We start from the raw sequence: 23,536 nt of genomic DNA, 5'->3' as shown, positions 1-23,536 counted from the left end.
CATTCCAGGTTCTTCAGTGCAAATCGGCCCTCACATTCTGCGCAACAACGTTTTCGTCGCTCCCATGGCGGGCGTGACGGATCGGCCTTTCCGCCAGTTGTGCAAGCAGCTGGGGGCAGGCTATGCCGTGTCGGAGATGGCGGCGTCGAATCCGCGCCTGTGGGCGACGGAAAAAAGCGCGCGCCGCACGGACCACGACGGCGAAATGGAGCCGAAGGCCGTGCAGATCGCCGGTGCCGATCCGCAAGATCTGGCCGACTGCGCCAAGTTCAACGTGGACCGGGGCGCGCAGATCATCGATATCAACATGGGTTGCCCCGTGAAGAAGGTGTGCAACAGCTGGTGCGGTTCGGCCTTGCTGCAAAACGAAAGCCTGGTCGAAAAGATTTTGCACGCCGTCGTCAATGCCGTCGACGTGCCTGTCACCCTGAAATTTCGCACGGGCTGGAACCGCGAAAACAAGAATGCCCTGACCATTGCCCGCATCGCCGAGCAAGCCGGCATCCAGATGCTGACCTTGCACGGCCGCACGCGCGCCGATGGCTACAAGGGCGATGCCGAATATGAAACTATTGCAGCTGTGAAAGCATCGGTGGGCATCCCCGTGGTGGCCAATGGCGACATTACCAGCCCGGAAAAGGCCCGCTTTGTGCTGGATCAAACGGGCGCCGATGCCGTCATGATCGGCCGCGCGGCGCAGGGCCGCCCGTGGATTTGCCGCGAGATCGACCATTTTTTGCGCACCGGCACCTTGCTGCCGGCGCCCTACGTGGATGAAGTGCGTACCTTGATGGACGAGCATTTGCGCGCCCATTACGCTTTTTACGGGGAATTTCTCGGCGTGCGCACGGCGCGCAAGCACATCGGCTGGTATGTGAAGGATCTGGCAGGCGGCGAAGCGTTCCGGCAGCAAATGAACTTGCTGGAGTCGACGGAGGCGCAATTGCTGGCCGTCGATCAATTTTTTGAGTCGCAATGGAAATTTGGCGAACGGTTACAATACCGCCTCTCCGAATCGAGTGAAAGTGGCCTGATCGATGTGATCAAACCTACGGCCACGGCAGCATGAGCAGATAGCAATACATAGGGTAAATCAGTTACCAGCAGTACAAGGGCGAGCGCCTATACAGAGCGTCATGCAATATTAATTACAACACCGAGGCAAGACGGCAGCACGCGGACCGCATGAGCGGCGCGGCACCGGATGGCCAGGTGTTCAGCCGGTTGAAGCATACAAATGAGCAAAGAAAGCATTCAGGAAGTCGTACAGAAAAGTCTAGAAGATTACTTCAATGACCTGGGCGAACAGCAAGCATCGAATATCTACGACATGGTCGTGCTGACCGTGGAAAAGCCCATCCTGGAAGTCGTGATGACACGCGCCGATGGCAACCAGTCGCACGCCGCGCAGATGCTGGGCATCAACCGCAATACCCTGCGCAAGAAATTGCAGGAGCACGGTTTACTGTAATGCCGGCATGCAAGTGACGCCAAGATTTGAATCCGCCGCAGCCCCGCACCGGGCCTGCGCCATTCGCCAAGAACACTTAACCACCTAGCCACAGCCATGATCAAACAAGCTCTCCTCTCCGTTTCCGACAAGACCGGCGTTCTCGACTTCGCCCGGGCCCTGTCCGCCCTCGGCGTCAACCTCCTGTCCACCGGCGGCACCGCCAAATTGCTGGCAGACAACGGTGTTCCTGTCACGGAAGTTGCCGATTACACGGGTTTCCCGGAGATGCTCGATGGCCGTGTGAAGACCCTGCACCCGAAAGTGCATGGCGGTATCCTGGCGCGCCGCGATTTCCCTGAGCACATGGCGAAACTGGTCGAGCACGACATGCCGACCATCGACATGGTGGTGGTCAACCTGTACCCGTTCCAGGGTACGGTTGCCAAGGCAGATTGCACGCTGGAAGACGCGATCGAAAACATCGATATCGGCGGCCCGACCATGCTGCGTTCGGCGGCCAAGAACCACAAGGACGTGGTCGTCATCTGCGATCCGACCGACTACGACGCCGTGCTGGCGGAAATGCGCTCGGGCGATGGCAAGGCAGGCGATGTCAGCTATGACACCAAGTTCATGCTGGCGAAAAAAGTCTTTGCGCATACGGCGCAATACGATGGCGCCATCACCAACTACCTGACCAGCCTGGGCCCGACGAAGGTGCACGCCGAGCGCGGCGCCTATCCGCAAATCCTGAACGTTGCCTTCGAGAAAGTGCAAGACATGCGCTACGGTGAAAACCCGCACCAGAGCGCCGCGTTCTACCGCGACCTGGTCACCATCGATGGCGCGCTGGCCAACTACCGCCAGCTGCAAGGCAAGGAATTGTCGTACAACAACATCGCCGATGCCGATGCGGCCTGGGAATGCGTGAAGAGCCTGGGCGGCTTCGAGCAAAGCGCTGCCTGCGTCATCGTCAAGCACGCGAACCCATGCGGCGTGGCGCTGGGCAAGAATGCGGCGGAAGCGTATGCGCGCGCCCTGCAGACGGATCCGACCTCGGCCTTTGGCGGCATCATCGCGTTTAATACCGAACTGGACGGCGCCACCGCCGGCGAGATCGCCAAGCTGTTCGTCGAAGTGCTGATCGCCCCGTCGTTCTCCGCCGAAGCGAAACAGATTCTGTCGAGCAAGCAAAACGTGCGCATGCTGGAAATCCCGCTCGGTTCCGGCGTCAACGCCATGGACTTCAAGCGTGTCGGTGGCGGTCTGCTGGTGCAATCGCCGGATGCGAAAAACGTCGGCATCGGCGACTTGCGCGTGGTCAGCAAGCTGCAGCCTACGCCGCAGCAATTGTCCGACCTGATGTTCGCCTGGAAAGTGGCGAAATTCGTCAAGTCGAACGCCATCGTCTTCTGCGGCAATAACATGACCCTGGGCGTGGGCGCTGGCCAGATGAGCCGCATCGACTCGGCCCGCATCGCCTCGATCAAGGCGCAAAATGCCGGCCTGAGCCTGACCGGTTCCGTCGTGGCGTCGGACGCCTTCTTCCCGTTCCGCGACGGCCTCGACGTCGTCGTCGACGCGGGCGCGACCTGCGTGATCCACCCGGGCGGCTCCATGCGCGACCAGGAAGTGATCGATGCAGCGGACGAGCGCGGCGTCGTCATGCTCTACACGGGCACGCGTCATTTCCGTCATTAAGAAGGCGGTCTAAACCTACGGCGCGGCGCGGGGCGCGGCGCGGCCTGCGATGCTCACTGTGCTACAGCACAGTTGCGCTTCTCGGCCACGCCGCATCGCCGCTCGCTACGGTTTATCCCACCTTCTTTGAAGGTGGTTAAACGGCAGGCACCGGTTATTCACCGGTGCCTGCCGTATTCATTATAGAATCTGGCGATGATTATTCTTGGCATCGATCCTGGCCTGCGCACGACCGGCTTTGGGGTCATTGAAAAACACGGCAACAAGCTGCGCTATATCGCGTCGGGGACCGTCAAGACGAGCTCCGAAGGGGAATTGCCGCCGCGCCTGAAGATCATCCTGCAAGGCGTGAGCGAAATCGTCGGCACTTACCAGCCCGATTGCGCGGCCATCGAAAAAGTGTTTGTCAACGTCAACCCCCAATCGACCTTGCTGCTGGGCCAGGCGCGCGGCGCGGCCATTTGCGCGCTCGTCCATGCCGACTTGACGGTGGCCGAGTACACGGCGCTGCAAGTGAAACAGGCTGTCACGGGCCACGGCAAGGCGGCCAAGGAGCAGGTGCAGGACATGGTGTCGCGGCTGCTGTCCTTGCCCGGCTTGCCCGGCACGGATGCGGCCGATGCCCTGGGCGTGGCCATTTGCCACGCCAACAGCATCGATGCGCTGGCCATGCTCGGCGCGCTGGCGCCCCAGCTGCAGGGCTTGCGCATGAAGCGCGGCCGTCTGGTAGGCTAGGTGCGCCATATGGCCCCCATATATATACACAACATTAGGAACACGCGATGATAGGCCGTCTCTCCGGTATTTTGCTTGAAAAGAATCCGCCACAATTGCTGGTCGATTGCCAGGGCGTCGGCTATGAAGTCGACGTGCCGATGAGCACTTTTTACAACTTGCCCCACGTGGGCGAAAAAGTCGTGCTGTTCACGCACCAGGCCATCCGCGAAGATGCGCATTTGCTGTTTGGCTTCGGCAACGCGGCCGAGCGGGCCGTGTTCCGCCAGTTGATCAAGATCACGGGCGTGGGCGCCCGCATGGCCTTGTCGATCCTGTCCGGCATGACGATTGCCGACCTGGCGCAGGCCATCACCTTGCAGGATTCCGGCCGCCTGGTGAAAGTGCCCGGCATCGGCAAGAAAACGGCGGAACGCCTGCTGCTGGAACTGAAGGGCAAGATCGGTGCCGATCTTGGCCCGCTGGGCGCGCATGCGGCGCCGGATGCGCAATCGGACATTTTGAATGCGCTGGTCGCGCTCGGCTATTCGGACAAGGAAGCGCTGGCCGCCGTGAAGAACGTGCCGGCCGGCAGCGGCGTCTCGGACGGCATCAAACTGGCGCTGAAAGCGCTGTCGAAAGGCTGATAAGGCATGAGCATCCAGACCGACAGCTTCGCGGAACAGCGCATCATCGACGCGGCCCCCATCTCGCACAACGAAGAGGCGATCGAACGTGCCTTGCGCCCCAAGCAGCTCGACGAGTATGTGGGGCAGGAAAAGATCCGCGACCAGCTGGAAATTTTTATTACGGCTGCGCGCCAGCGCAAGGAAGCGCTCGACCACACCTTGCTGTTCGGCCCGCCGGGCCTGGGCAAGACGACCCTGGCGCACATCATCGCGCGCGAAATGGGCGTCAATTTGCGCCAGACCTCCGGCCCCGTGCTCGAGCGCCCGGGTGACCTGGCGGCGATCTTGACGAACCTGGAAGCGAACGACGTCCTGTTCATCGATGAAATCCACCGCCTGTCGCCGGTGGTCGAAGAGATCCTGTATCCGGCGCTTGAGGATTATCAGATCGATATCATGATCGGCGAAGGCCCGGCTGCCCGTTCCGTGAAGCTCGATCTGCAACCGTTTACCCTGGTCGGCGCCACCACGCGCGCCGGCATGCTGACCAACCCGCTGCGCGACCGTTTCGGCATCGTCGCGCGCCTGGAGTTTTACAATACGGGCGAGTTGACGAAGATCGTCACGCGCAGCGCGGCCTTGCTGAAGGCCCCCATCGATCCGGAAGGCGCGATTGAAATCGCCCAGCGCGCCCGCGGCACGCCCCGCATCGCCAACCGCCTGTTGCGCCGCGTGCGCGATTTCGCGGAAGTCAAAAGCAATGGCGAGATCACCAAGGTGGTGGCCGACCGCGCGCTGGCCATGCTCGATGTCGACTCCGCCGGTTTCGACGTGATGGACCGCAAGCTGCTCGAAGCCGTGCTGTTCAAGTTCGGCGGCGGTCCCGTCGGCATAGGGAATTTGGCGGCGGCCATCGGCGAAGCGGCCGATACCATCGAAGACGTGCTGGAGCCGTATCTGATACAGCAAGGGTTCCTGCAGCGCACGCCGCGCGGGCGGGTCGCCACGCCGGCCGCCTACCTGCACTTCGGCGTCAGCGCGCCGCGCATGGGCCCCGGCGGCGAAGCGTGGGAACCGTGATGGCGGACGGCAGCCAGGGCGGACAGCCGCCCGGCATGCAGATCTGGATTGACGCCGATGCCTGTCCCGGCGTCATCAAGGAAATTTTGTACCGCGTGGCCGACCGCCTGGAATTGCCGCTCACCCTGGTCGCCAACCAGGGCTTGCGCGTGCCGCCCTCGCGTTTTATCCGCACCGTGCAAGTGCCGTCCGGCGCGGACGTGGCCGACCAGGAAATCGTCCGGCTGCTCAACCCGGGCGACCTCGTCATCACGGGCGACATTCCGCTGGCCGCCGACGTGCTGACCAAGGGCGGCTTTGCGCTCAATCCGCGCGGCGAGTTTTACACGAAAGATAATATCGCGCAGCAACTGACGATGCGCGCCTTCATGGAAGAATTGCGCAGCGGCGGCGTCGACACGGGCGGCCCGGCCGCCTTCAGCCAGTCCGACCGGCAACAGTTCGCCAACAGTCTGGACCGGCATCTGAGCAAGCACCACCGCAAGCCGGCGGTGGCGGTGCGGCAGACGTAAAAAAACCGGCGCTGCCGGTTTTTTACGTCTGCATGAAACTTAGCGCATGACTTTTCGCGTGCCCACGACTTCCACCGTCACGCGGCGGTTCTTGGCGCGCCCGGCGGCACTCGTGTTGTCGGCCACGGGCTGCGTTTCTCCCTTGCCTTCCGTGTAGACGCGGCTCGTTTCCACGCCTTGCGCCACCAGATAGGCCTTGACGGCTTCGGCCCGGCGCTGCGACAGTTTCTGGTTGTAGGCGTCGGAACCGACAGCATCCGTATGGCCGACCGTGACGATGACTTCGAGATCCATGCCCGTCAACTGACCGAGTAGCTGGTCCAGTGCGGCCTTGCCTTGCGGCTTGAGCGTCGATTGATCGAAATCAAACAATGCCTCCGAAGCAAACGACACTTTTTCCGCCACGGGGACCGGCGCCGGTGCGGCCACGATCACCGGTGCCGGCATGGCGACGACAGGGGCGACTTCGGGTGCCGGCTGGTAGGCCGGCGTGGCGCTGGCCGGGCGGCCCAGTTTATACACGAGGCTGACGGAATACAGGTCCGCATCGCCACGGTTGCCCACAGCGTCGTTCAGGCGATACCGCTCGACTTCGCCGCGCAGGGCCAGCGCTTCGCTGAACTTGTATTCCAGGCCCAGGCCCAGCTTGGCATTGAGCTTGCGCTCGCTGGCATGGGTACTGGTCGAACCGAGCAGGCGGTTGCCGCTGAATTCCGTGTTGGTCTTGGTGTAGTGCATGCCGACACGTCCCAGCAACGATAGCCGCTGCGACAGCGGCAGCTGGCCCAGCAAGTCCAGGTTCACGCCGCGAAAGGCCGCTTGCCCGTTCAGCGCGCCGTTGCCGCTGGTAGTTGACTGGAAATCGAACTTGCCCAGGTCAAAGTAGCCCGCTTCCACGGCGACATACTGGTTCAGTTGCCGGCCGACAAATAGTTTATAGCCGGTGTCGCGCTGGTCCTTGGTAAAACCGGTGACGGTTTCGCCGTTGGCGGCCAGGCTGGCGCGCAGGCGCGGCTCGTCGATGGTGGCGCGCGACTGGCCCACGCCCGCGCCGATGTACCAGGCGCTGTTGGCCCAGTCCGGGTTGATGAAGGTGTTGTCTTGCGCCTGTGCCGCTTGCGCTGCCAGCAAGGCGCCAGCCATTACGCTCAGGGCGCCCAGTGTGTGTGCGATAGTCATGGTCATGTCCCGATTATTTGGTGATCTGGTTGTTGCGCAGGGTAACGGCGGCGGCCGTCAGCACGCGGCCATTGAGCAAGGTCGTGTTGTCGCCCACCGTGATGGCGGCCGACTGGCCCAGGATATTGCCCTTGAAGACGCTGTTCGCGGCCAGAGTGGTCGGGCCGACGGGCAGCCAGCTGACGTTGTCGGCCGTGGCGCCATTGTTCAGGGCAACCACCGAATTGACGGTCGAATCGAGCGTCAATGCCGTGCGGAAGATATACACGCCGGGACCGTTCAGTGTCAGCGTCCCTGTGATGCTGATGGCGCCCGCATAGCAATACACGCCAGGACCGAAGGTCTGGCCGCCGAGGTCGATGCCGCCGGCAAAGCTGACGTCGCAAGTGCGGCTATTGCCGTCCGTGATCGCCGCTTGCAGGTCCGTCATGGCGCCGGCCAGGATGGCGCCCGACTTGTAGTTGGTAAAGCCTGCCGCCTGGGTCGGATCGACCGTTTGCGAAGGCGCACCGACGTCGCCCGTGATCAGGGTGGTGCCGCCCGAATTGTTCGTGATCGAGGTGCCGGCCAGCACGCCAAACGGCGCCGCGCGGCCCAGAATGATCGGGTTCAGGACTGGGGGGATGGCGGTGACGGTCAGCAGCGCGCTGCCTGTTTGACCGCCAAACGTGGCGCTGATGTTGCTGGTGCCGGTGGCGACGCCGGTGGCGACGCCCGTATTCTGGACGGTTGCCGTTGTCGCCGTAGCCGAGCTCCAGGTGGCGCTGCCGGTGATGATGGCGTTCGAGGTGTCCGAATACGTTGCGGTGGCGATGAATTGTTGCTGGCCGCCGACGGCGACGCTGGCAGTGGCTGGCGTGACGGCGATGCTGACCACGGTGGCGGCAGGCACGTTGACGGTGGTGCTGGCGTTCATGCCGTTGAAGCTGGCAGTGACCTGGCTGGTGCCTGCGGCGACGCCGGTGACCAGGCCATTGCTGGCGACGCTGGCCGAAGCAGGGGTGGCGGCAAGGAAGCCGCTGCTGGCGGTCACGTCAACGGTCGAGCCATCCGAATAGGTGGCAATGACGGCCAACTGGCGTGTCGCGGCGATCTGCACCGTCGGGTTTTGCGGCGTGACGGCGATCGACGCGAGCACTACGGGCGGCACAACCACCGCCGTCACCGTCAGGGCGGCGCTGCCCGACAGGGCGCCTGAAGTGGCCGTGATGTTGGCGATGCCGACTGCATTGCCGGTCGCTATGCCCGTATTGAGCACGGTGGCCGTGGCAGGCGCTGAACTGGTCCACAGGGCGCTGGCGGTGATGTTGGCGGTCGAAGTATCCGAATAAGTGGCGGTGGCGATGAATTGCTGCTGGGCGCCTATGGCGACGCTGGCGGTGGCAGGCGTGACGGCGATGCTGACGATGGTGGCGGCAGGCACGTTGACGGTGGTGCTGGCGCTCTTGCCGCCGAAATTGGCGGTCATGACGCTGGTGCCAAAGGCAACGCCGGTGACCAGGCCATTGCTGGCGACGCTGGCCGAAGCCGGGGTGGCGGCAAGGAAGGCGCTGCTGGCGGTCACGTCAGCGGTCGTGCCATCCGAATAGGTGGCAAGGACGGCCAACTGGCGCGTCGCGGCGATCTGCACGGTGGGGTTTTGCGGCGTGACGGCGATCGACAGCAGCACAGCGGGCGTGACGGTCAGCACGGTGCTGGCGCTGAGCGCGCCCGCGGTGGCCGTGATCTGCGTGGTGCCGGCGACTTTGCCGAGCGCCAGACCGCCAGCAGTGATGCTGGCCGTGGCGGGATTGGCAGAGGCAAAGGCCGACACGGCCGTGATGTCGCGCGTGGCGCCGTCGCTGAAGCTGCCGGTCACCGCGAATTGCTGCGTGCCGCCGATGGCGATCGATGGCGCGAGCGGCGTGAGAGCGATGGCCGTCAAGGTGGCCGGGGAAACGGTCAACTGGGCCGCCGCGCTCTTGCCGCCAAACGTGGCGCTGATGCTGCTGCTGCCGGCGCTCACGCCGGCGGCGATGCCGCTGCTGGCATTGACGCTGGCTGCCGCAGGCGTGCCCGACGTCCAGGCCGCCTTGGCGCTGACGTCCTGCGCGGAGCCGTCGCTATATGTGGCGATGGCCGTGAATTGCTGGCCCGCGCCGATGGCGACCGTGGCCGTGGCTGGCGTGACTGCCAGGCTGGACAAGGTGGCAGCCGGCAAGCCGAGGATGGGATCGCGTCCCTGGTCGCCGCCGCCGCAGCCGGCCAGGGCGGCCATGGCCAGCAAACCTGCCGAGACGAGCAGCGGGTTCAGATATCGTTTGAAGAGGTTCATTTGCGTTCCTTTGAGCATGGCAGTCACTGCCGGGCATCCGCGGATGAGGTCATCCTGCAGAGCCATGCCGCCCTTCGCTACAGGGCGATGGCGTCACAGGCATGCACTATTTCATTTTGGAAACTGGAGGTATGTGCGCTGGCGCGCTTAGCTTGTCTTTGGCTGCGAACGGCCGCAAAAGGGAGCGATTCGGCCTGAAAAACAACGGCCGAGTGCGGAAAACAGACACAAAAAAGCCGGCGCAACGCCGGCTTCATTCGAACAGGGCGTGCGCTGCTTAGTCTTCGCGCAGCCAGGTTTGCGTGCGTCCGATCATGGGAATGCCCACATAGGCACGCAATTTCAGCTTGGTGCCGCCATCGATCAATTCCGCCTTGGTCTTGTAGACCTTGCCGTCGGCCGGGTCGAGAATTTGACCGCCGCTCCATTCATTGCCGTCCTGTTTCAGGCCCGTCAGCATGACGAGGCCGATGATGGGCTGGTCCTTGTTGGCATCTTTGCATTTGTCACATTTTGGATTCTGGTCTTCATCCGGTCCGCGCAACAGCTTTTCGATCTTGCCTTGCAAAACGCCGTTGTTTTCCGTAATACGCACGATGGCTTTGGGCTTGCCGGTGGCGTCATCGATGGTTTTCCATGTGCCGACGGGGGTGTAGTTGCCGTCGCGCGCGGTGGCGCTGCCGGTGATGGCCAGGGCGGCCACCAGTACGCTTGCTTTGAATAGTTTATGCATTGCTAGTCTCCATTGGTTTTCTTGATCGGGTCACGAACAGTGTATATACCAAGGCAAGACCAGCCATCCTGCGCGGCGTCACGGGTGACGCCGCGCAATCTTTCCAAACTTGCCTTATGCGCTGGCTAGTTTAGCAAACTGTTCGCGCAATTTTTCAATTGTGGCCGAAAAACTGAGCAAACGCTCGTTTTCTTGCGCAACGATGGCGGCCGGGGCGCGCGCGACGAAGCTTTCATTGCCTAATTTGCCATTCACTTTGGCAATTTCCGCTTCGATGCGAGCAATTTCCTTGCCCAGGCGCTCGCGTTCGGCCGCCACGTCGATTTCCACTTTCAGCATCAGCTTGGTGGTGCCGACGATGGCGACGGCCGCTGGCGAGTCCGGCAGCGTATCGACGATCTGCACGTCGGCCAGCTTGCCCAGCGACTGGATGTAGGGCGCGTACGAGGCCAGCGCGGCCTTTTCCGTCGCATTGCCCGCTTCGACGATCAGCGGCACGCGCACGGAAGGCGAGATCTGCATTTCGCCGCGCAGGTTGCGCGTCGCGTCCGTCAAGGCTTTCAGGTGCTGCATCCACGCTTCGGCCGATTCATCGATCTTGTCGGTGTTGGCGATCGGATACGGCTGCATCATGATCGACACGTCTTTGGGCTCGCCTTCGGCCTTCGGCAGCTTGCCGGCCAGCGGCGCAACGCTCTGCCACAGCGCTTCCGTGACAAACGGGATGATCGGATGGGCCAGGCGCAGCACCACTTCCAGCACGCGCAGCAGGGTGTGGCGGGTGGCGCGCTGCTGGCCTTCCGTGCCCTGCTGTACTTGCACCTTGGCCACTTCCAGGTACCAGTCGCAATACTCGTCCCAGACGAACTTGTAGATGGTGGCGGCGATATTGTCGAAACGGAAGTCTTCAAAGCCCTTGGCCACGTCCAGCTCCGCCTTTTGCAGCAGCGAGATGATCCATTTATCCGCTTGCGACAGGTCGGCGTCATTGGCTGTGCAATCCTTGCCTTCCGTATTCATCATGACGAAACGGGTGGCGTTCCACATCTTGTTGCAGAAGTTGCGGTAGCCTTCGCAGCGGCCCAGGTCGAAATTGATGTTGCGGCCCAGCGAGGCATAGCTGGCCATGGTGAAGCGCACGGCGTCCGTGCCGTAGGCCGAAATGCCTTCCGGGAATTCCTTGCGCGTCGCCTTGGTGATCTTTTCCGCATCGCGCGGGTTCATCAGGCCCGTGGTGCGCTTGACGATCAAGCCTTCCAGGTCGATGCCGTCGATCAGGTCGATCGGGTCCAGGGTGTTGCCCTTCGACTTGGACATCTTCTGCCCCGTCGAATCGCGCACCAGGCCGTGCACGTAGACGGTTTCAAACGGCACCTTGCCCGTGAAGTGCGCCGTCATCATGACCATGCGCGCGACCCAGAAGAAGATGATGTCGAAACCCGTCACCAGCACGGACGATGGCAGGAAGGCCTTCATGTCTGGCGTTTCTTCCGGCCAACCCATGGTCGAGAACGGCACGAGCGCCGACGAGAACCACGTGTCGAGCACGTCGTCGTCGCGTTTCAAGGGGCCCGTGCTGCCGGCAGCCTGCGCCTTGGCTTGTGCCTCGCCTTCGGTCTTGGCAACGAAGATATTGCCCTTGTCGTCGTACCAGGCCGGGATTTGATGGCCCCACCACAGCTGGCGCGAGATACACCAGTCCTGGATGTTGTTGAGCCACTGGTTGTAGGTGGTGCTCCAGTTTTCCGGCACGAACTTGATTTCGCCATTGGCGACCTTGTCCAGCGCCGTTTCCGCGATCGATTTGCCCGGGAAGAACGTGCCTTCCGGGGCCGGCTTGCTCATGGCGACGAACCACTGGTCCGTCAGCATCGGCTCGATGACGACGCCCGTGCGGTCGCCGCGCGGCACCATCAGCTTGTGCGGCTTGACCTGTTCCAGCAAGCCTTGCGCGTCCAGGTCGGCGACGATCTGCTTGCGCGCGGCGAAGCGGTCCATGCCGCGGTAGGCCTCGGGCGCGTCGTCGGTGATCTTCGCGTCCAGCGTCAGGATGACGATCTGCGCCAGTTTGTGGCGCTGGCCCACGGCGTAATCGTTCATGTCGTGCGCCGGGGTAATCTTGACGCAGCCGGTGCCGAACTCCTTGTCGACGTATTCGTCGGCGATGATGGGGATTTCGCGGTCGGTCAACGGCAGTTTCAGCATCTTGCCCACCAGCGCCGTGTAGCGCTCGTCCGTCGGATCGACGGCCACGGCCACGTCGCCCAGCATGGTTTCAGGACGCGTGGTGGCCACCGTCAGGAAACCGCTGCCGTCGGCCAGCGGGTACTTGATGTACCACATGGAGCCGTCTTCTTCCTCGGACACCACTTCCAGGTCGGACACAGCCGTGCCCAGCACGGGGTCCCAGTTGACGAGGCGCTTGCCGCGGTAGATCAGGCCTTGCTCGAACAGGCGCACGAAGACGTCGGTGACGACTTTCGAGCGCGGTTCATCCATCGTGAAGTATTCGCGCTGCCAGTCGGCCGAGGCGCCCAGGCGGCGCATCTGACCGGTGATGATGGAGCCGGATTTTTCTTTCCATTCCCACACTTTTTCCACGAATTTTTCGCGGCCCAGGTCATGCCGCGAAATCTTTTGCGCGTCCAGCTGGCGTTGCACGACGATTTGCGTGGCGATGCCCGCGTGGTCGGTGCCGGGTATCCAGGCCGTGTTATGGCCCAGCATGCGGTGGTAGCGGGTCAGGCCATCCATGATGGTCTGGTTGAACGCATGGCCCATGTGCAGGGTGCCGGTGACGTTCGGCGGCGGCAACTGGATGCTGAAGGAAGGTTTTCCGGCATCGAGGGTGGCGGCGAAGTAACCGCGCTGTTCCCACTCGGTGCGCCAGAATTGTTCAATGTCGGCGGGCTCGAAAGACTTGGCTAATTCCATGATTTGGCGTGTGATTGGCAAAAGGAACCATTATAGATGACACGGCATCGCCTGCAGCGTGGCAACAGGTCTTTTTCAGTGTTTTGGCGGCTTTGCGGACCGTTTTCCCGCAATCAAACGGGGATAGGCGCGCTGCCGATGCTATAATGCCGGCCTCGGCGCCTCCTGCCTCATCCTTGCGGACGGCGCCAGCAGACGCGGTGGCATCAAAGTTTCATATCCAACACCCGTCCGCGTCTCAAGGCCAGCGCATCTGCGATGCCAGCCACCTTCAGCGCGTCCCCTTCGGGCCGGGCGCCTGAGCCACGCGCACCGCCAGCGGTGCACCATTCACGGCGGAATAGCGCGCGCCATCGTCTTTGCCGGCCGCGCCGCCACAGCTTAGCCAGGAATGTCGTTATCTGGCCCGTCGTCTTTCGATACGGCACGTAACTACAGCGCGCCTTGACGCCTGCGGCCGCGCCATGGCCGCGCGCTTTCCCGGTTTTGCCTTTACAAGGAAACCAGCATGAAAAAAATCTCGATCACCCTCGGCCTCGTTTCGTCCATCGCCAGCGTGGGCGCCATGCCTGCCGCCCACGCCCAGTCGTCCGTCACCCTGTATGGCTTGATGGATGCGGGCCTGGTGCAGGAGCGCGGTATCAGCAAGCTCACCAGCGGCGTGTCGGCCGGCTCGCGCCTCGGCCTGCGCGGCACGGAATCCCTGGGCAATGGCTTGCAAGCCGTGTTCACCCTGGAAGCGGGTGTGCTGAGCGACACGGGCCGCTCCGACCAGGCTGGCCAGTTGTTTGGCCGCCAGGCATTTGTCGGCCTCAACAGTCCTCTGGGCATGCTGACCGTGGGCCGCCAGTACAACCTGCAAAGCCAGGCGCTGACGGACGTGGCCGACCCGTTTGAGGGCGGCATGGCCGGTGCTTCGACCAACCTGGCCGGCTATTCGGCCACGCGCATCGACAATACCGTGCGCTACACGTCGCCGGAGTGGCGCGGCGTGACTGGCACCGTCATGTATGGTGCCGGCGAACACACGGGGATGGCGGCAGATCAACGCTCGCTGGGCCTGGCCCTCGGCTATGTCAACGGCCCCCTGACCTTGCGCCTGGCGCGCCAGAGCCGTGGCGGCGAGCCGGGCAAGGCCGACGTCAACAACACCATCCTGGCCGGTAACTACAACTTTGGCGTGGCCACCGCGTTTGCCGGCTATGGTCGCAACACGGGCGATGGCAGCACCATGTTCTTTGCGGAAAATCCGTATGGCGCAGCGCAGGCCCCGGCGCAATCGAGCGACAGCCGCGACGCCATCGTCGGTGTGTCCGTGCCGCTTGGCGCGACGACCTTGCTGGCCTCGTTCATCCACAAGGACGACCGCGATGCTGCCAACCGCGATGCGCAGCAGCTGGCCATCGGCGCCACGTATGCCTTGTCCAAGCGCAGCAAGGTGTATCTTGCCTACGCGCACATCCGCAACCGCAATGACGCCGCCTACATGGTGGGCAATGCGACGGAAGTGGGCAGCGGCAACCGCGCCTTCAACATCGGCCTGCGCCACGCGTTTTAAACCGTCACGCTAAGCGGGCAGCATGCTGCCTTCGTGCAACAGCGCTTCGAAGGCGGGGGCGGCCAGGGGTCGGCTGAACAGGTAGCCCTGCATCTGGTCGCAGCCTTGCTGGCGCAGGAAGGCCAGCTGCTGCGCCGTTTCCACGCCTTCGGCGATCACTTTCAGGCGCAAGCTGTGCGCCAGCGAAATGATGGCGCGCACGATGGCCGCATCGTCGTCGCTGTGCGTGATGTCGCTGACGAAAGTCTTGTCGATTTTCAGCACGTCGATGGGGAAGTGGCGCAGATAGGCCAGGCTGGAATAGCCGGTGCCGAAGTCGTCGATGGACAGTTGCACGCCCAGCGCCTTCAGGTTGGCCATGATGGCCGTGGCTTGCTCCACGTTATGCATGACCATGCTTTCCGTCAATTCCAGTTCCAGATGGGCGGCGTCGAGGCCGGTCTCGGCCAGCGCCTGCGCCACCGCGTGCAGCAGATTCCTTTGCTTGAATTGCCGCGCCGACAGGTTGACTGCCAGGCGCAGCGGGCCATGGCCGGCCAGTTGCCAGGCGCGCGTCTGGGCGCACGCCGTGCGTAGCACCCAGTCGCCGATGGGGGTGATCAAGCCCATTTCCTCGGCCAGGCCGATGAAGCTGGCAGGCGGAATGCGTCCCAGCTGCGGATGGTGCCAGCGCAGCAGCGCTTCCATACCCACTACCTTGCCGCTGGCCAAGTCCAGCTGAGGCTGGTATTCGAGGTGAAACTGCCCGCGCTCCAGGGCGTGGCGCAATTCGCTCTCCAGCCCCAGCCGCTCCAGAGTGCCCGCATTCATGCCCGAGGCATAGAATTGCCATTGGCCCCGTCCCTGTTCCTTGGCGCGGTACATGGCGATGTCGGCGTGCTTGATCAAGGTGTCTGCATTCTGGCCATCGTCGGGATACACGGCCACGCCCATGCAGCAGCTGAGAAAGAATTCATACTCGCCCAGTTGCAGCGGCTGCGCCACGGCATCCTGGATGCGCTGCAGGATGGCGGCGCCCGGTTCGCCATTGCCATGCTGGGGCAGCAGCAGCACGAATTCGTCGCCGCCCAGGCGCGCCACCGTGTCGACTTCGCGCGTGGCGTCGCGCAGGCGCACGGCCACGCTTTTCAGCACCAGGTCGCCCGCATCATGGCCCAGGGTATCGTTGACGAATTTGAAGCGGTCGAGGTCGATGAAGACCACCCACAGGGGCAGGCCGCTGCGCCGCGTCACGGCCATCGCCAGCTCCAGCCGTTCGCGCAGCAGGGCCCGGTTGGCCAGGCCCGTCAGGATGTCGTGCCTGGCCTGGAATTCCATCTCCTGTTCGAAGCGCATGACGGTGCTGATGTCGTATTGCGCCACGACAAAGTGGCTGAGCGCGCCATCGCCATCGTCGCGCACGGGTGCGACGAACAGCTCGCTCCAGTAGCTGCTGCCATCCTTGCGGAAATTGCGCACGATGGCCTTGCCTTCGCGCTGTTCGCGCAGGGCCGCCGTAATCGCGTGCATGTCTTGCCGCCCTTGCTCGGGACCTTGCAAGTCTTCCAGGCGCTGGCCGATGACTTCGCCGGCCGCATAGCCGGTGATGCGCTCGAAGGCGGGGTTGACGTATTCGATCAGATAGCCCGGCGCGTCGGCGCTGCACAGGATGATGGCGTTGGCCGATACTTCGATGATGCGTTCGCGCAAACGCAATGACTTTTCATTGTGCATGCGCGCAGCGATGTCTTCAGACAGGCGCAAATTGGCAAACTGCAGCGCCGCCGTGCGTTCGCCCGTGATGCGCGCAATCACGGAATTGCGCGACACCAGCTGAAACACATACGCCGTTGCCAGCAGGCTTGACAGCAGTCCGCCCAGCAGCACGTACAGGGAACCGCGATGGTTCGCATCCAGGCTCATGCCGTTGGCGGGCAGCATGGCGGCGCGCAGCGTGTGTCCGCTGGTGTGGTACTGCAGCAGCAGCCGTGTGCTTTCCGACTCGATCTGGCGCGCCGAGGCGTAGCACAGGGCCGTCAGGCACAGCCCGACCGCCAGGGTGATCAGGGCCGAGGTGGAAACGGAAATGGAGATACGTTTGAAGAATGATTGCATGATGGCGTCCGGTAGCAGTGCCGGCGCCGATCCGTGATACGGCAGCCCTGACAGTGACTGACTGTAGGGCGCGGAGTGCCTGACCGTCCGTTCGCTGGCGAACGGACGGCGATGCCGACAAGAAATATAGTCGGGGCACTGTGGCAGCGCTGTGTTACGCTGCACTATATGGTGCCCCTCGTTCGGCCGCCTTTCATTGATCCCCTAGCTGACGACTGGAAACCAGGAAAATTGCCCATGTCGAGTCCGCATGCCCAGCTGCACAACCCGAATCAAAACCATTTGCTCGCCGCCATGCTTGACGCCGATTTCGCGCGCCTGGCCCCCCACCTGGAGCAGGTCTCCATGCTGCTCGGTGATGTGATCTACGATTCGGGCGACAAGCTGCAGCATGTGTATTTCCCCACCACGGCCATCGTTTCCATTCACTACCTGCTGGAAAACGGCGGCTCGTCGGAGATTGCCGGCGTCGGCAATGAAGGCGTCGTGGGCGTGTCGCTGTTCATGGGCGGGAACTCGACGCCGAGCCGCGCCGTCGTGCAGACGGGCGGCGTCGGCTACCGGCTGAAGGCCCATCTGCTGATGGAGGAATTCGACCGCGCCGGTCCCGTCATGCGCTTGCTGCTGCGCTATACGCAAGCCCTGATCACGCAAATGTCGCAAACGGCCGTGTGCAACCGCCACCATACGGTGGAGCAGCAGCTGTGCCGCTGGCTGCTGCTGACCATGGACCGCCTGCCGAACCGCGAGCTGACGATGACGCAGGAGTTGATTGCCAACATGCTGGGCGTGCGCCGCGAAGGCGTGACGGAAGCGGCCGGGCGCCTGCAGACGCGCGGCTTCATCAGCTACCGGCGCGGCCATATCTCCGTGCTGGACCGCGCCGGACTCGAAGGCCATGTGTGCGAATGCTATGGCGTGGTGAAGAAGGAATTCACGCGCCTGCTATCGGACGTGCGCCAGCGCCAAGGTTCCTGATCACCGCATTTCCTTCCTATCGTTGTCACAGCCCAGGCTACCTCATGCAATCTGTTGAAAAAATTCCCACCGGCGTCGCTTCGCGCTGGCCCATGGCGCTGGCGTTTTCCTTCAGTGCCATCGTGCTGCTGGCCGTCGGCGTGCTGGCCTGGCGCGCACCGTTCGAGACGGCATGCGTCATTGACGCGCTGGTCTTCCTGTTGCTGATGCTGCTGGCGGCGCTGTACCGGCGCACGGTGGCGGCCAGCCTGCCGCGTCAGCTGCTCAAGGCGGGCGCCTTGCAGGATGCGATTTTCAATAGCGCCAATTTCTCCTGCATCGCCACCGATGCGCAGGGCGTGATCCAGATTTTCAATGTGGGCGCCGAACGCATGCTCGGCTATGCAGCCAGCGACGTGGTCGACAAGCTGACGCCGGCCGGCATTTCCGACGCGCAAGAAATCATCGCGCGCGCCGCCGCCCTCAGTGCCGAACTCGACACCGTCATCACGCCCGGCGTGGAAGCGCTCGTGTTCAAGGCCTCGCGCGGCATCGAAGACGTGTATGAACTGACGTATATCCGCAAGGATGGCAGCCGTTTTCCTGCCATGGTTTCCGTGACGGCCCTGCGCGACGCGCAGAGCAAGGTCATCGGTTACTTGCTGATCGGCACCGACAACACGGCGCGCAAGCAGGTCGAAGCGGAACAGGCGCTGCTGGATCAGCGCTTGCGCGAACAGCAGTTCTATACGCGCTCGCTGATCGAATCGAATATCGACGCCCTGATGACGACGGATCCGCGCGGCATCATCAGCGACGTCAACCAGCAAATGGAAGCGTTGACGGGCTGCACGCGCGACGAATTGATTGGCGCGCCGTGCAAGAATTACTTTACGGAACCGGAACGGGCCGAGGAAGCCATCGCGCGCGTGTTGCGTGAAGGAAAGTTGACCAATTACGAGCTGACGGCCCTGGCGCGCGACGGCAAGCAGACGGTGGTGTCATACAACGCCTCGACTTTCCACGACCGCAACCGCAAGCTGCAGGGCGTATTTGCCGCCGCCCGCGACGTGACGGAGCGCAAGCAGTTCGAACTGGCTTTGCAAGACACGAATATCGAAATGGAAAAGGCCCGCCAGGCGGCGGAAAAGGCGAACCTGGCCAAGTCCGAGTTTCTGTCGAGCATGAGCCATGAATTGCGCACGCCCCTGAACGCCGTGCTGGGCTTTGCCCAGCTGATGGCGTCCGAGACGCCGGCGCCGAGCGTGCCGCAGCAGCGCTCGATCGACCAGATCCTCAAGGGCGGCTGGTATCTTTTGCGTTTGATCAATGAAATCCTCGACCTGGCCATGATCGAGTCGGGCAAGGTCACCATGTCGGAAGAAGCGATGTCCTTGCTCGACGTGCTGCAGGATTGCCAGGCGATGATCGCGCCGCAGGCCGAAAAGCGCGGCATCAGCATGCATTTCCCCCGCTGCGGCCAGGCTTTCTATGTGCATGCCGACCGTACGCGCGTCAAGCAGGTGATGATCAATCTGCTGTCGAACGCCATCAAGTACAACCAGAGCGGCGGCAGCGTGAAAGTCGATTGCCGCCAGCGCGGCGACAAAGTGCGCACCAGCGTCACCGACAGCGGCGCCGGCCTGAATGCCGAACAGATGAGTCAGCTGTTTCAGCCTTTCAACCGCCTGGGTCAGGAAAGCAGCACGGAAGAGGGCACGGGCATCGGCCTGGTCGTCACCAAGCAGTTGGTCGAACTGATGGGCGGTGAGATTGGCGTCGATAGCACGGTGGGCCTGGGTACCACCTTCTGGGTGGAATTCAAGGCCTCGCGCGCGCCTGAGCTGCACCTGGAGGAGGGCGAAGTCTTGCCTGTGGTGCAGGAAAATCAGGAAATCCAGCGCACCTTGCTGTATGTGGAAGACAATCCCGCCAACCTGGCGCTGGTGGAGCAATTGATCGCCCGCCGCAGCGATTTGAAGCTGCTGACGGCTATCGATGCGCACCTGGGCATCGACCTGGCGCGCACGTATCAGCCGGACGTGATCTTGATGGATATCAACCTGCCTGGCATCAGCGGCTATGGCGCCTTGCATATCCTGCATGATGACCCGCTCACCAGCCATATTCCCGTGATGGCCCTGTCGGCCAACGCCGTGCCGCGCGACATCGAGAAAGGCCTGGAAGCGGGCTTCTTCCGCTACCTGACCAAGCCGATCAAGGTCGTCGAATTCATGGATGCGCTCGACGTGGCCCTGCACCATGCGGCCGCGCACGGCCTGGCCGACGACATTCACGCAGTACGCTAATTCAGCACTTATTTTTAGGAATACCGCCATGCTTCAAGCCACCGAGATCCTGAACGCCAGCATTCTCATCGTCGATGACCAGGAGGCGAACGTCATGCTGCTGGAACAGGTGCTGCGCAATGCCGGCTATACGCGCATCACCTCCACCATGGACCCGCAAGCCGTGCGCGCGCTGCACCAGCAGCACCGCTACGACCTGATCCTGCTCGACTTGCAGATGCCGGAAATGGATGGCTTCGAAGTCATGGAAGGCTTGCGCGACATCGAGGCGGGCAGCTATCTGCCCGTGCTGGTGATCACGGCCCAGCCCGGCCACAAGTTGCGCGCGCTGCAGGCCGGCGCCAAGGACTTCGTCAGCAAGCCCTTCGACCTGGTGGAAGTGAAAACGCGCATCCACAACATGCTGGAAGTGCGCTTGTTGTACCAGAAGCTGGCCGAATACAACAAGTCGCTGGAACAAATGGTGGAAGAACGCACGGCGGAGCTGCGCGAAAGCGAAGCGCGTTTCCAGCGCTTCACGGAACTGTCGTCCGACTGGTACTGGGAACAGGATGCGCAGGGTAATCTGACGCGCTTTTCCGGCCCCGTGGCTGAAATGCTGGGCATCGGCAGCGAGGAAGAACCGCAGCGCTGGAACGCGGCCGAGCGCGCGCTGCTCGATGCAAAAATTGCCGCGCGCGAACCGTTTCTCGATTTTATCTACAGCCGCGCCAACCTCGACGGCAGCACGCAGTACCTGCAGGTCAGCGGCGAACCGATGTTCGATACGGGCAGCCGCTTCATCGGCTACCGCGGCATCGGCCTCGATGTCACGGAGCGCCATCGCACTGTTTGATTGCCGACCGTTGATTTATACTTGCTGCCATCCATATCGACAAGGAAAGCATCATGGCTGACAAATCACCACCGCAATACTGGTTCCCCGCCAAGACCTATGGCTGGGGCTGGGGCTTGCCCATCACCTGGCAGGGCTGGCTGGTATTCCTGGCCGCGCTGGCGCTGTTCGCCTGCGGCGCTTTCCTGTTCCCGCCGCAAACCATGCTGGTGGGCTACATCGTCTATGAAGTGGCCATCGTTGCCGTGCTCATTTTCATCTGCCAGCTGAAGGGCGAACCGACCGGCTGGCGCTGGGGCAAGAAAAAGTAGGCGCCGCATCTGCTGCATTGCAGCAGGTGCACAAACACGACATCGTCAAGAAATCATCTGGCCACGCGGCGTGAACCGCGTATAATTGGCTCGCTGCCGCAAGGCGGCAAACGCTAGGGGTCCTGCCTTTCGCTGTGGAAACACAGTGCAAGCGCGGGTGAGAAATACCCTCCGAACCTGATCTGGATAATGCCAGCGAAGGGAAGCTTTAGGATGAACGCACCCCGCTTTTCCGCGTGCGCGCAGCCGAACCTCCTTAGCTGGCTCCAGGCTTAAAAATAGTCTAGCCAAGGAGCCAAAATGAACGCCAACCCGAAATTCCTCTCCGCCACCGCCACGGTCGACGAAGCCGCCATCGCGCCGCTGCCCAATTCGCGCAAGATCTATGTGGAAGGCAGCCGCCCCGACATCCGCGTGCCCATGCGCGAGATCCGCCAGTCCGACACGGAAGCGTCGTTCGGCGGCGAAAAGAATCCGCCGATCTATGTCTACGACACGTCCGGCCCCTACACGGACCCGGACGTGCAGATCGACATCCGCTCCGGCCTCGATACGCCGCGCCTGCCGTGGATCATGGAGCGCGCCGACACGGAGGAATTGCCCGGCCCCACCTCCGACTACGGCATCGCCCGGCTGGCGGACCCGAAGCTGGCCGAGCTGCGTTTCAACCTGCACCGCAAGCCGCGCCGCGCCATTGCGGGCAAGAACGTGACGCAAATGCATTACGCGAGGCGCGGCATCATCACGCCGGAAATGGAATTCGTCGCCATCCGCGAAAACATGCGCCGCCAGGAATACTTGCGCGAGCTCAAGGCTTCCGGCCCCATGGGCGAGCGCCTGGCCGAGCTGATGGGCCGCCAGCACCCGGGCCAGTCGTTCGGCGCCAGCATCCCGGCCGAAATTACTGCCGAATTCGTGCGCGAGGAAATCGCCCGCGGCCGCGCCATCATTCCCGCCAACATCAACCACCCGGAAGTGGAACCGATGATCATCGGCCGCAATTTCCTGGTGAAAATCAACGCGAACATCGGCAATTCGGCCGTCACCTCGTCGATCGGCGAGGAAGTGGAGAAGATGACCTGGGCCATCCGCTGGGGCGGCGACAACGTGATGGATCTGTCCACCGGCAAGCACATCCACGAGACGCGCGAATGGATCGTGCGCAACAGCCCCGTGCCGATCGGCACCGTGCCGATTTACCAGGCGCTGGAAAAGGTCAATGGCAAGGCCGAAGATTTAACTTGGGAAATCTTCCGCGACACCCTCATTGAACAGGCCGAGCAGGGCGTCGATTATTTCACCATCCACGCGGGCGTGCTGCTGCGCTATGTGCCGATGACGGCCAAGCGGCTGACGGGCATCGTCTCGCGCGGCGGCTCCATCATGGCGAAATGGTGCCTGGCGCATCACCAGGAATCGTTCCTGTACACGCATTTTGAAGACATCTGCGAAATCATGAAGGCGTATGACGTGTCGTTCTCGCTGGGCGACGGCTTGCGCCCCGGTTCCATCTACGACGCCAACGACGAGGCGCAGCTGGGCGAACTGAAGACCCTGGGCGAGCTGACGCAGGTGGCCTGGAAGCACGACGTGCAAGTGATGATCGAGGGCCCTGGCCACGTGCCGATGCAGCTGATCAAGGAAAACATGGACTTGCAGCTGGAGCAGTGCGGCGAAGCGCCGTTCTACACGCTGGGACCGCTGACGACGGACATCGCGCCCGGCTACGACCACATCACCTCGGGCATCGGCGCGGCCATGATCGGCTGGTATGGCACGGCCATGCTGTGCTACGTGACGCCGAAGGAACACCTGGGCCTGCCCAACAAGGCCGACGTCAAGGACGGCATCATCACCTACAAGATTGCGGCGCATGCGGCCGACCTGGCCAAGGGCCATCCGGGCGCGCAAATCCGCGACAACGCCCTGTCGAAGGCGCGCTTCGAATTCCGCTGGGATGACCAGTTCAACATCGGCCTGGACCCGGACAAGGCGCGCGAATTCCACGATGAAACCTTGCCCAAGGATTCGGCCAAGGTGGCGCATTTCTGCTCCATGTGCGGCCCCCACTTCTGCTCGATGAAGATCACGCAGGAAGTGCGCGAATACGCGGCCGGCATGGGCATCGCGGAAGACAAGGCGCTCCAGCAGGGGATGGAGGTGAAAGCCATCGAATTCATCAAGAACGGCGCCGAGCTGTACCGCAAGGTCTGAAGGAGAGCG

General features: G+C 62.7%; 18 protein-coding genes and 1 riboswitch. Of the genes, 13 read left to right on the top strand and 5 right to left on the bottom strand.

What is annotated here, in order from left to right:
- Positions 1 to 16 precede the first annotated feature (16 nt).
- The 7 genes from dusB to AC54AF_RS13940 all read left to right on the top strand — a co-directional run bounded on the left by dusB (position 17) and on the right by AC54AF_RS13940 (position 6,089).
- Entirely contained in the window at positions 17 to 1,069 is a 1,053-nt protein-coding gene (gene dusB / locus AC54AF_RS13970; protein WP_496637005.1) for a tRNA dihydrouridine synthase DusB, read from the top strand.
- Positions 1,070 to 1,237: 168 nt separating this feature from the next.
- A complete protein-coding gene (locus AC54AF_RS13965) occupies positions 1,238 to 1,471 on the top strand; it encodes a helix-turn-helix domain-containing protein (RefSeq protein ID WP_008445162.1) in 234 nt (77 codons plus the stop codon).
- 96 nt (positions 1,472 to 1,567) lie between these two features.
- On the top strand, positions 1,568 to 3,154 hold the full coding sequence (purH, locus tag AC54AF_RS13960) for a bifunctional phosphoribosylaminoimidazolecarboxamide formyltransferase/IMP cyclohydrolase (protein WP_496637004.1): 1,587 nt from the start codon (positions 1,568 to 1,570) through the stop codon (positions 3,152 to 3,154).
- A 195-nt stretch (positions 3,155 to 3,349) separates the two neighbouring features.
- Positions 3,350 to 3,889, top strand: coding sequence for a crossover junction endodeoxyribonuclease RuvC (gene ruvC / locus AC54AF_RS13955; RefSeq protein ID WP_496637003.1), 540 nt, complete (start codon positions 3,350 to 3,352; stop codon positions 3,887 to 3,889).
- A gap of 47 nt (positions 3,890 to 3,936) precedes the next feature.
- The gene (gene ruvA, locus AC54AF_RS13950; protein ID WP_034784779.1) at positions 3,937 to 4,515 is read left to right on the top strand and encodes a Holliday junction branch migration protein RuvA; all 579 of its coding nucleotides are present in this window, start codon (positions 3,937 to 3,939) and stop codon (positions 4,513 to 4,515) included.
- Positions 4,516 to 4,521: 6 nt separating this feature from the next.
- Positions 4,522 to 5,577, top strand: coding sequence for a Holliday junction branch migration DNA helicase RuvB (gene ruvB, locus AC54AF_RS13945; protein ID WP_496637002.1), 1,056 nt, complete (start codon positions 4,522 to 4,524; stop codon positions 5,575 to 5,577).
- 35 nt (positions 5,578 to 5,612) lie between these two features.
- Entirely contained in the window at positions 5,613 to 6,089 is a 477-nt protein-coding gene (locus AC54AF_RS13940) for a YaiI/YqxD family protein (RefSeq protein WP_496637016.1), read from the top strand.
- A gap of 39 nt (positions 6,090 to 6,128) precedes the next feature.
- On the opposite strand, the gene AC54AF_RS13935 is transcribed toward AC54AF_RS13940, so the two are convergent.
- From AC54AF_RS13935 to AC54AF_RS13920, 4 genes are all read right to left on the bottom strand, one after another.
- Positions 6,129 to 7,268: an OmpA family protein gene (locus AC54AF_RS13935; RefSeq protein ID WP_496637001.1), complete on the bottom strand. Its 1,140-nt coding sequence runs from the start codon at positions 7,266 to 7,268 to the stop codon at positions 6,129 to 6,131.
- Between the two features lie 13 nt (positions 7,269 to 7,281).
- Positions 7,282 to 9,582, bottom strand: a complete 2,301-nt coding sequence (locus AC54AF_RS13930) for a beta strand repeat-containing protein (RefSeq protein ID WP_496637000.1) — start codon at positions 9,580 to 9,582, stop codon at positions 7,282 to 7,284.
- Positions 9,583 to 9,859: 277 nt separating this feature from the next.
- Positions 9,860 to 10,315 carry a DUF2147 domain-containing protein gene (locus AC54AF_RS13925; RefSeq protein WP_496636999.1) on the bottom strand — a complete coding sequence of 152 codons (456 nt, stop codon included), beginning with the start codon at positions 10,313 to 10,315 and terminating at the stop codon, positions 9,860 to 9,862.
- A gap of 114 nt (positions 10,316 to 10,429) precedes the next feature.
- The gene (locus AC54AF_RS13920; protein ID WP_496636998.1) at positions 10,430 to 13,249 is read right to left on the bottom strand and encodes a valine--tRNA ligase; all 2,820 of its coding nucleotides are present in this window, start codon (positions 13,247 to 13,249) and stop codon (positions 10,430 to 10,432) included.
- Positions 13,250 to 13,757: 508 nt separating this feature from the next.
- On the opposite strand from AC54AF_RS13920, the gene AC54AF_RS13915 reads away from it, so the two are divergent.
- On the top strand, positions 13,758 to 14,807 hold the full coding sequence (locus tag AC54AF_RS13915; protein ID WP_496636997.1) for a porin: 1,050 nt from the start codon (positions 13,758 to 13,760) through the stop codon (positions 14,805 to 14,807).
- A gap of 9 nt (positions 14,808 to 14,816) precedes the next feature.
- Here the strand turns inward: AC54AF_RS13915 and AC54AF_RS13910 are convergent, their stop codons facing one another.
- Positions 14,817 to 16,901, bottom strand: coding sequence for a putative bifunctional diguanylate cyclase/phosphodiesterase (locus tag AC54AF_RS13910; protein WP_496636996.1), 2,085 nt, complete (start codon positions 16,899 to 16,901; stop codon positions 14,817 to 14,819).
- A 237-nt stretch (positions 16,902 to 17,138) separates the two neighbouring features.
- On the opposite strand from AC54AF_RS13910, the gene AC54AF_RS13905 reads away from it, so the two are divergent.
- From AC54AF_RS13905 to thiC, 5 genes are all read left to right on the top strand, one after another.
- Positions 17,139 to 17,879: a helix-turn-helix domain-containing protein gene (locus AC54AF_RS13905; RefSeq protein ID WP_131688311.1), complete on the top strand. Its 741-nt coding sequence runs from the start codon at positions 17,139 to 17,141 to the stop codon at positions 17,877 to 17,879.
- 44 nt (positions 17,880 to 17,923) lie between these two features.
- The gene (locus AC54AF_RS13900) at positions 17,924 to 20,167 is read left to right on the top strand and encodes a PAS domain S-box protein (protein ID WP_496636995.1); all 2,244 of its coding nucleotides are present in this window, start codon (positions 17,924 to 17,926) and stop codon (positions 20,165 to 20,167) included.
- 28 nt (positions 20,168 to 20,195) lie between these two features.
- Positions 20,196 to 21,002 carry a response regulator gene (locus AC54AF_RS13895; RefSeq protein WP_131688313.1) on the top strand — a complete coding sequence of 269 codons (807 nt, stop codon included), beginning with the start codon at positions 20,196 to 20,198 and terminating at the stop codon, positions 21,000 to 21,002.
- Positions 21,003 to 21,055: 53 nt separating this feature from the next.
- Positions 21,056 to 21,313, top strand: coding sequence for a hypothetical protein (locus AC54AF_RS13890; RefSeq protein WP_131688314.1), 258 nt, complete (start codon positions 21,056 to 21,058; stop codon positions 21,311 to 21,313).
- Between the two features lie 105 nt (positions 21,314 to 21,418).
- A riboswitch (TPP riboswitch) is annotated at positions 21,419 to 21,534 on the top strand.
- 79 nt (positions 21,535 to 21,613) lie between these two features.
- Positions 21,614 to 23,527, top strand: a complete 1,914-nt coding sequence (gene thiC, locus AC54AF_RS13885) for a phosphomethylpyrimidine synthase ThiC (protein ID WP_496636994.1) — start codon at positions 21,614 to 21,616, stop codon at positions 23,525 to 23,527.
- Positions 23,528 to 23,536 lie beyond the last annotated feature (9 nt).

This window comes from Janthinobacterium sp. JF4, from assembly GCF_059617925.1.
This window is presented reverse-complemented; position numbering and strand designations above follow the sequence as displayed.

Coding starts and splice junctions, on each gene's coding strand:
- AC54AF_RS13965 (WP_008445162.1), top strand. CDS start 1,238: ATGAGCAAAGAAAGCATTCAGGAAGTCGTACAGAAAAGTCTAGAAGAT.
- purH (WP_496637004.1), top strand. CDS start 1,568: ATGATCAAACAAGCTCTCCTCTCCGTTTCCGACAAGACCGGCGTTCTC.
- ruvC (WP_496637003.1), top strand. CDS start 3,350: ATGATTATTCTTGGCATCGATCCTGGCCTGCGCACGACCGGCTTTGGG.
- ruvA (WP_034784779.1), top strand. CDS start 3,937: ATGATAGGCCGTCTCTCCGGTATTTTGCTTGAAAAGAATCCGCCACAA.
- ruvB (WP_496637002.1), top strand. CDS start 4,522: ATGAGCATCCAGACCGACAGCTTCGCGGAACAGCGCATCATCGACGCG.
- AC54AF_RS13940 (WP_496637016.1), top strand. CDS start 5,613: ATGCAGATCTGGATTGACGCCGATGCCTGTCCCGGCGTCATCAAGGAA.
- AC54AF_RS13935 (WP_496637001.1), bottom strand. CDS start 7,268: ATGACTATCGCACACACACTGGGCGCCCTGAGCGTAATGGCTGGCGCC.
- AC54AF_RS13930 (WP_496637000.1), bottom strand. CDS start 9,582: ATGAACCTCTTCAAACGATATCTGAACCCGCTGCTCGTCTCGGCAGGT.
- AC54AF_RS13925 (WP_496636999.1), bottom strand. CDS start 10,315: ATGCATAAACTATTCAAAGCAAGCGTACTGGTGGCCGCCCTGGCCATC.
- AC54AF_RS13920 (WP_496636998.1), bottom strand. CDS start 13,249: ATGGAATTAGCCAAGTCTTTCGAGCCCGCCGACATTGAACAATTCTGG.
- AC54AF_RS13915 (WP_496636997.1), top strand. CDS start 13,758: ATGAAAAAAATCTCGATCACCCTCGGCCTCGTTTCGTCCATCGCCAGC.
- AC54AF_RS13910 (WP_496636996.1), bottom strand. CDS start 16,901: ATGCAATCATTCTTCAAACGTATCTCCATTTCCGTTTCCACCTCGGCC.
- AC54AF_RS13905 (WP_131688311.1), top strand. CDS start 17,139: ATGTCGAGTCCGCATGCCCAGCTGCACAACCCGAATCAAAACCATTTG.
- AC54AF_RS13900 (WP_496636995.1), top strand. CDS start 17,924: ATGCAATCTGTTGAAAAAATTCCCACCGGCGTCGCTTCGCGCTGGCCC.
- AC54AF_RS13895 (WP_131688313.1), top strand. CDS start 20,196: ATGCTTCAAGCCACCGAGATCCTGAACGCCAGCATTCTCATCGTCGAT.
- AC54AF_RS13890 (WP_131688314.1), top strand. CDS start 21,056: ATGGCTGACAAATCACCACCGCAATACTGGTTCCCCGCCAAGACCTAT.
- thiC (WP_496636994.1), top strand. CDS start 21,614: ATGAACGCCAACCCGAAATTCCTCTCCGCCACCGCCACGGTCGACGAA.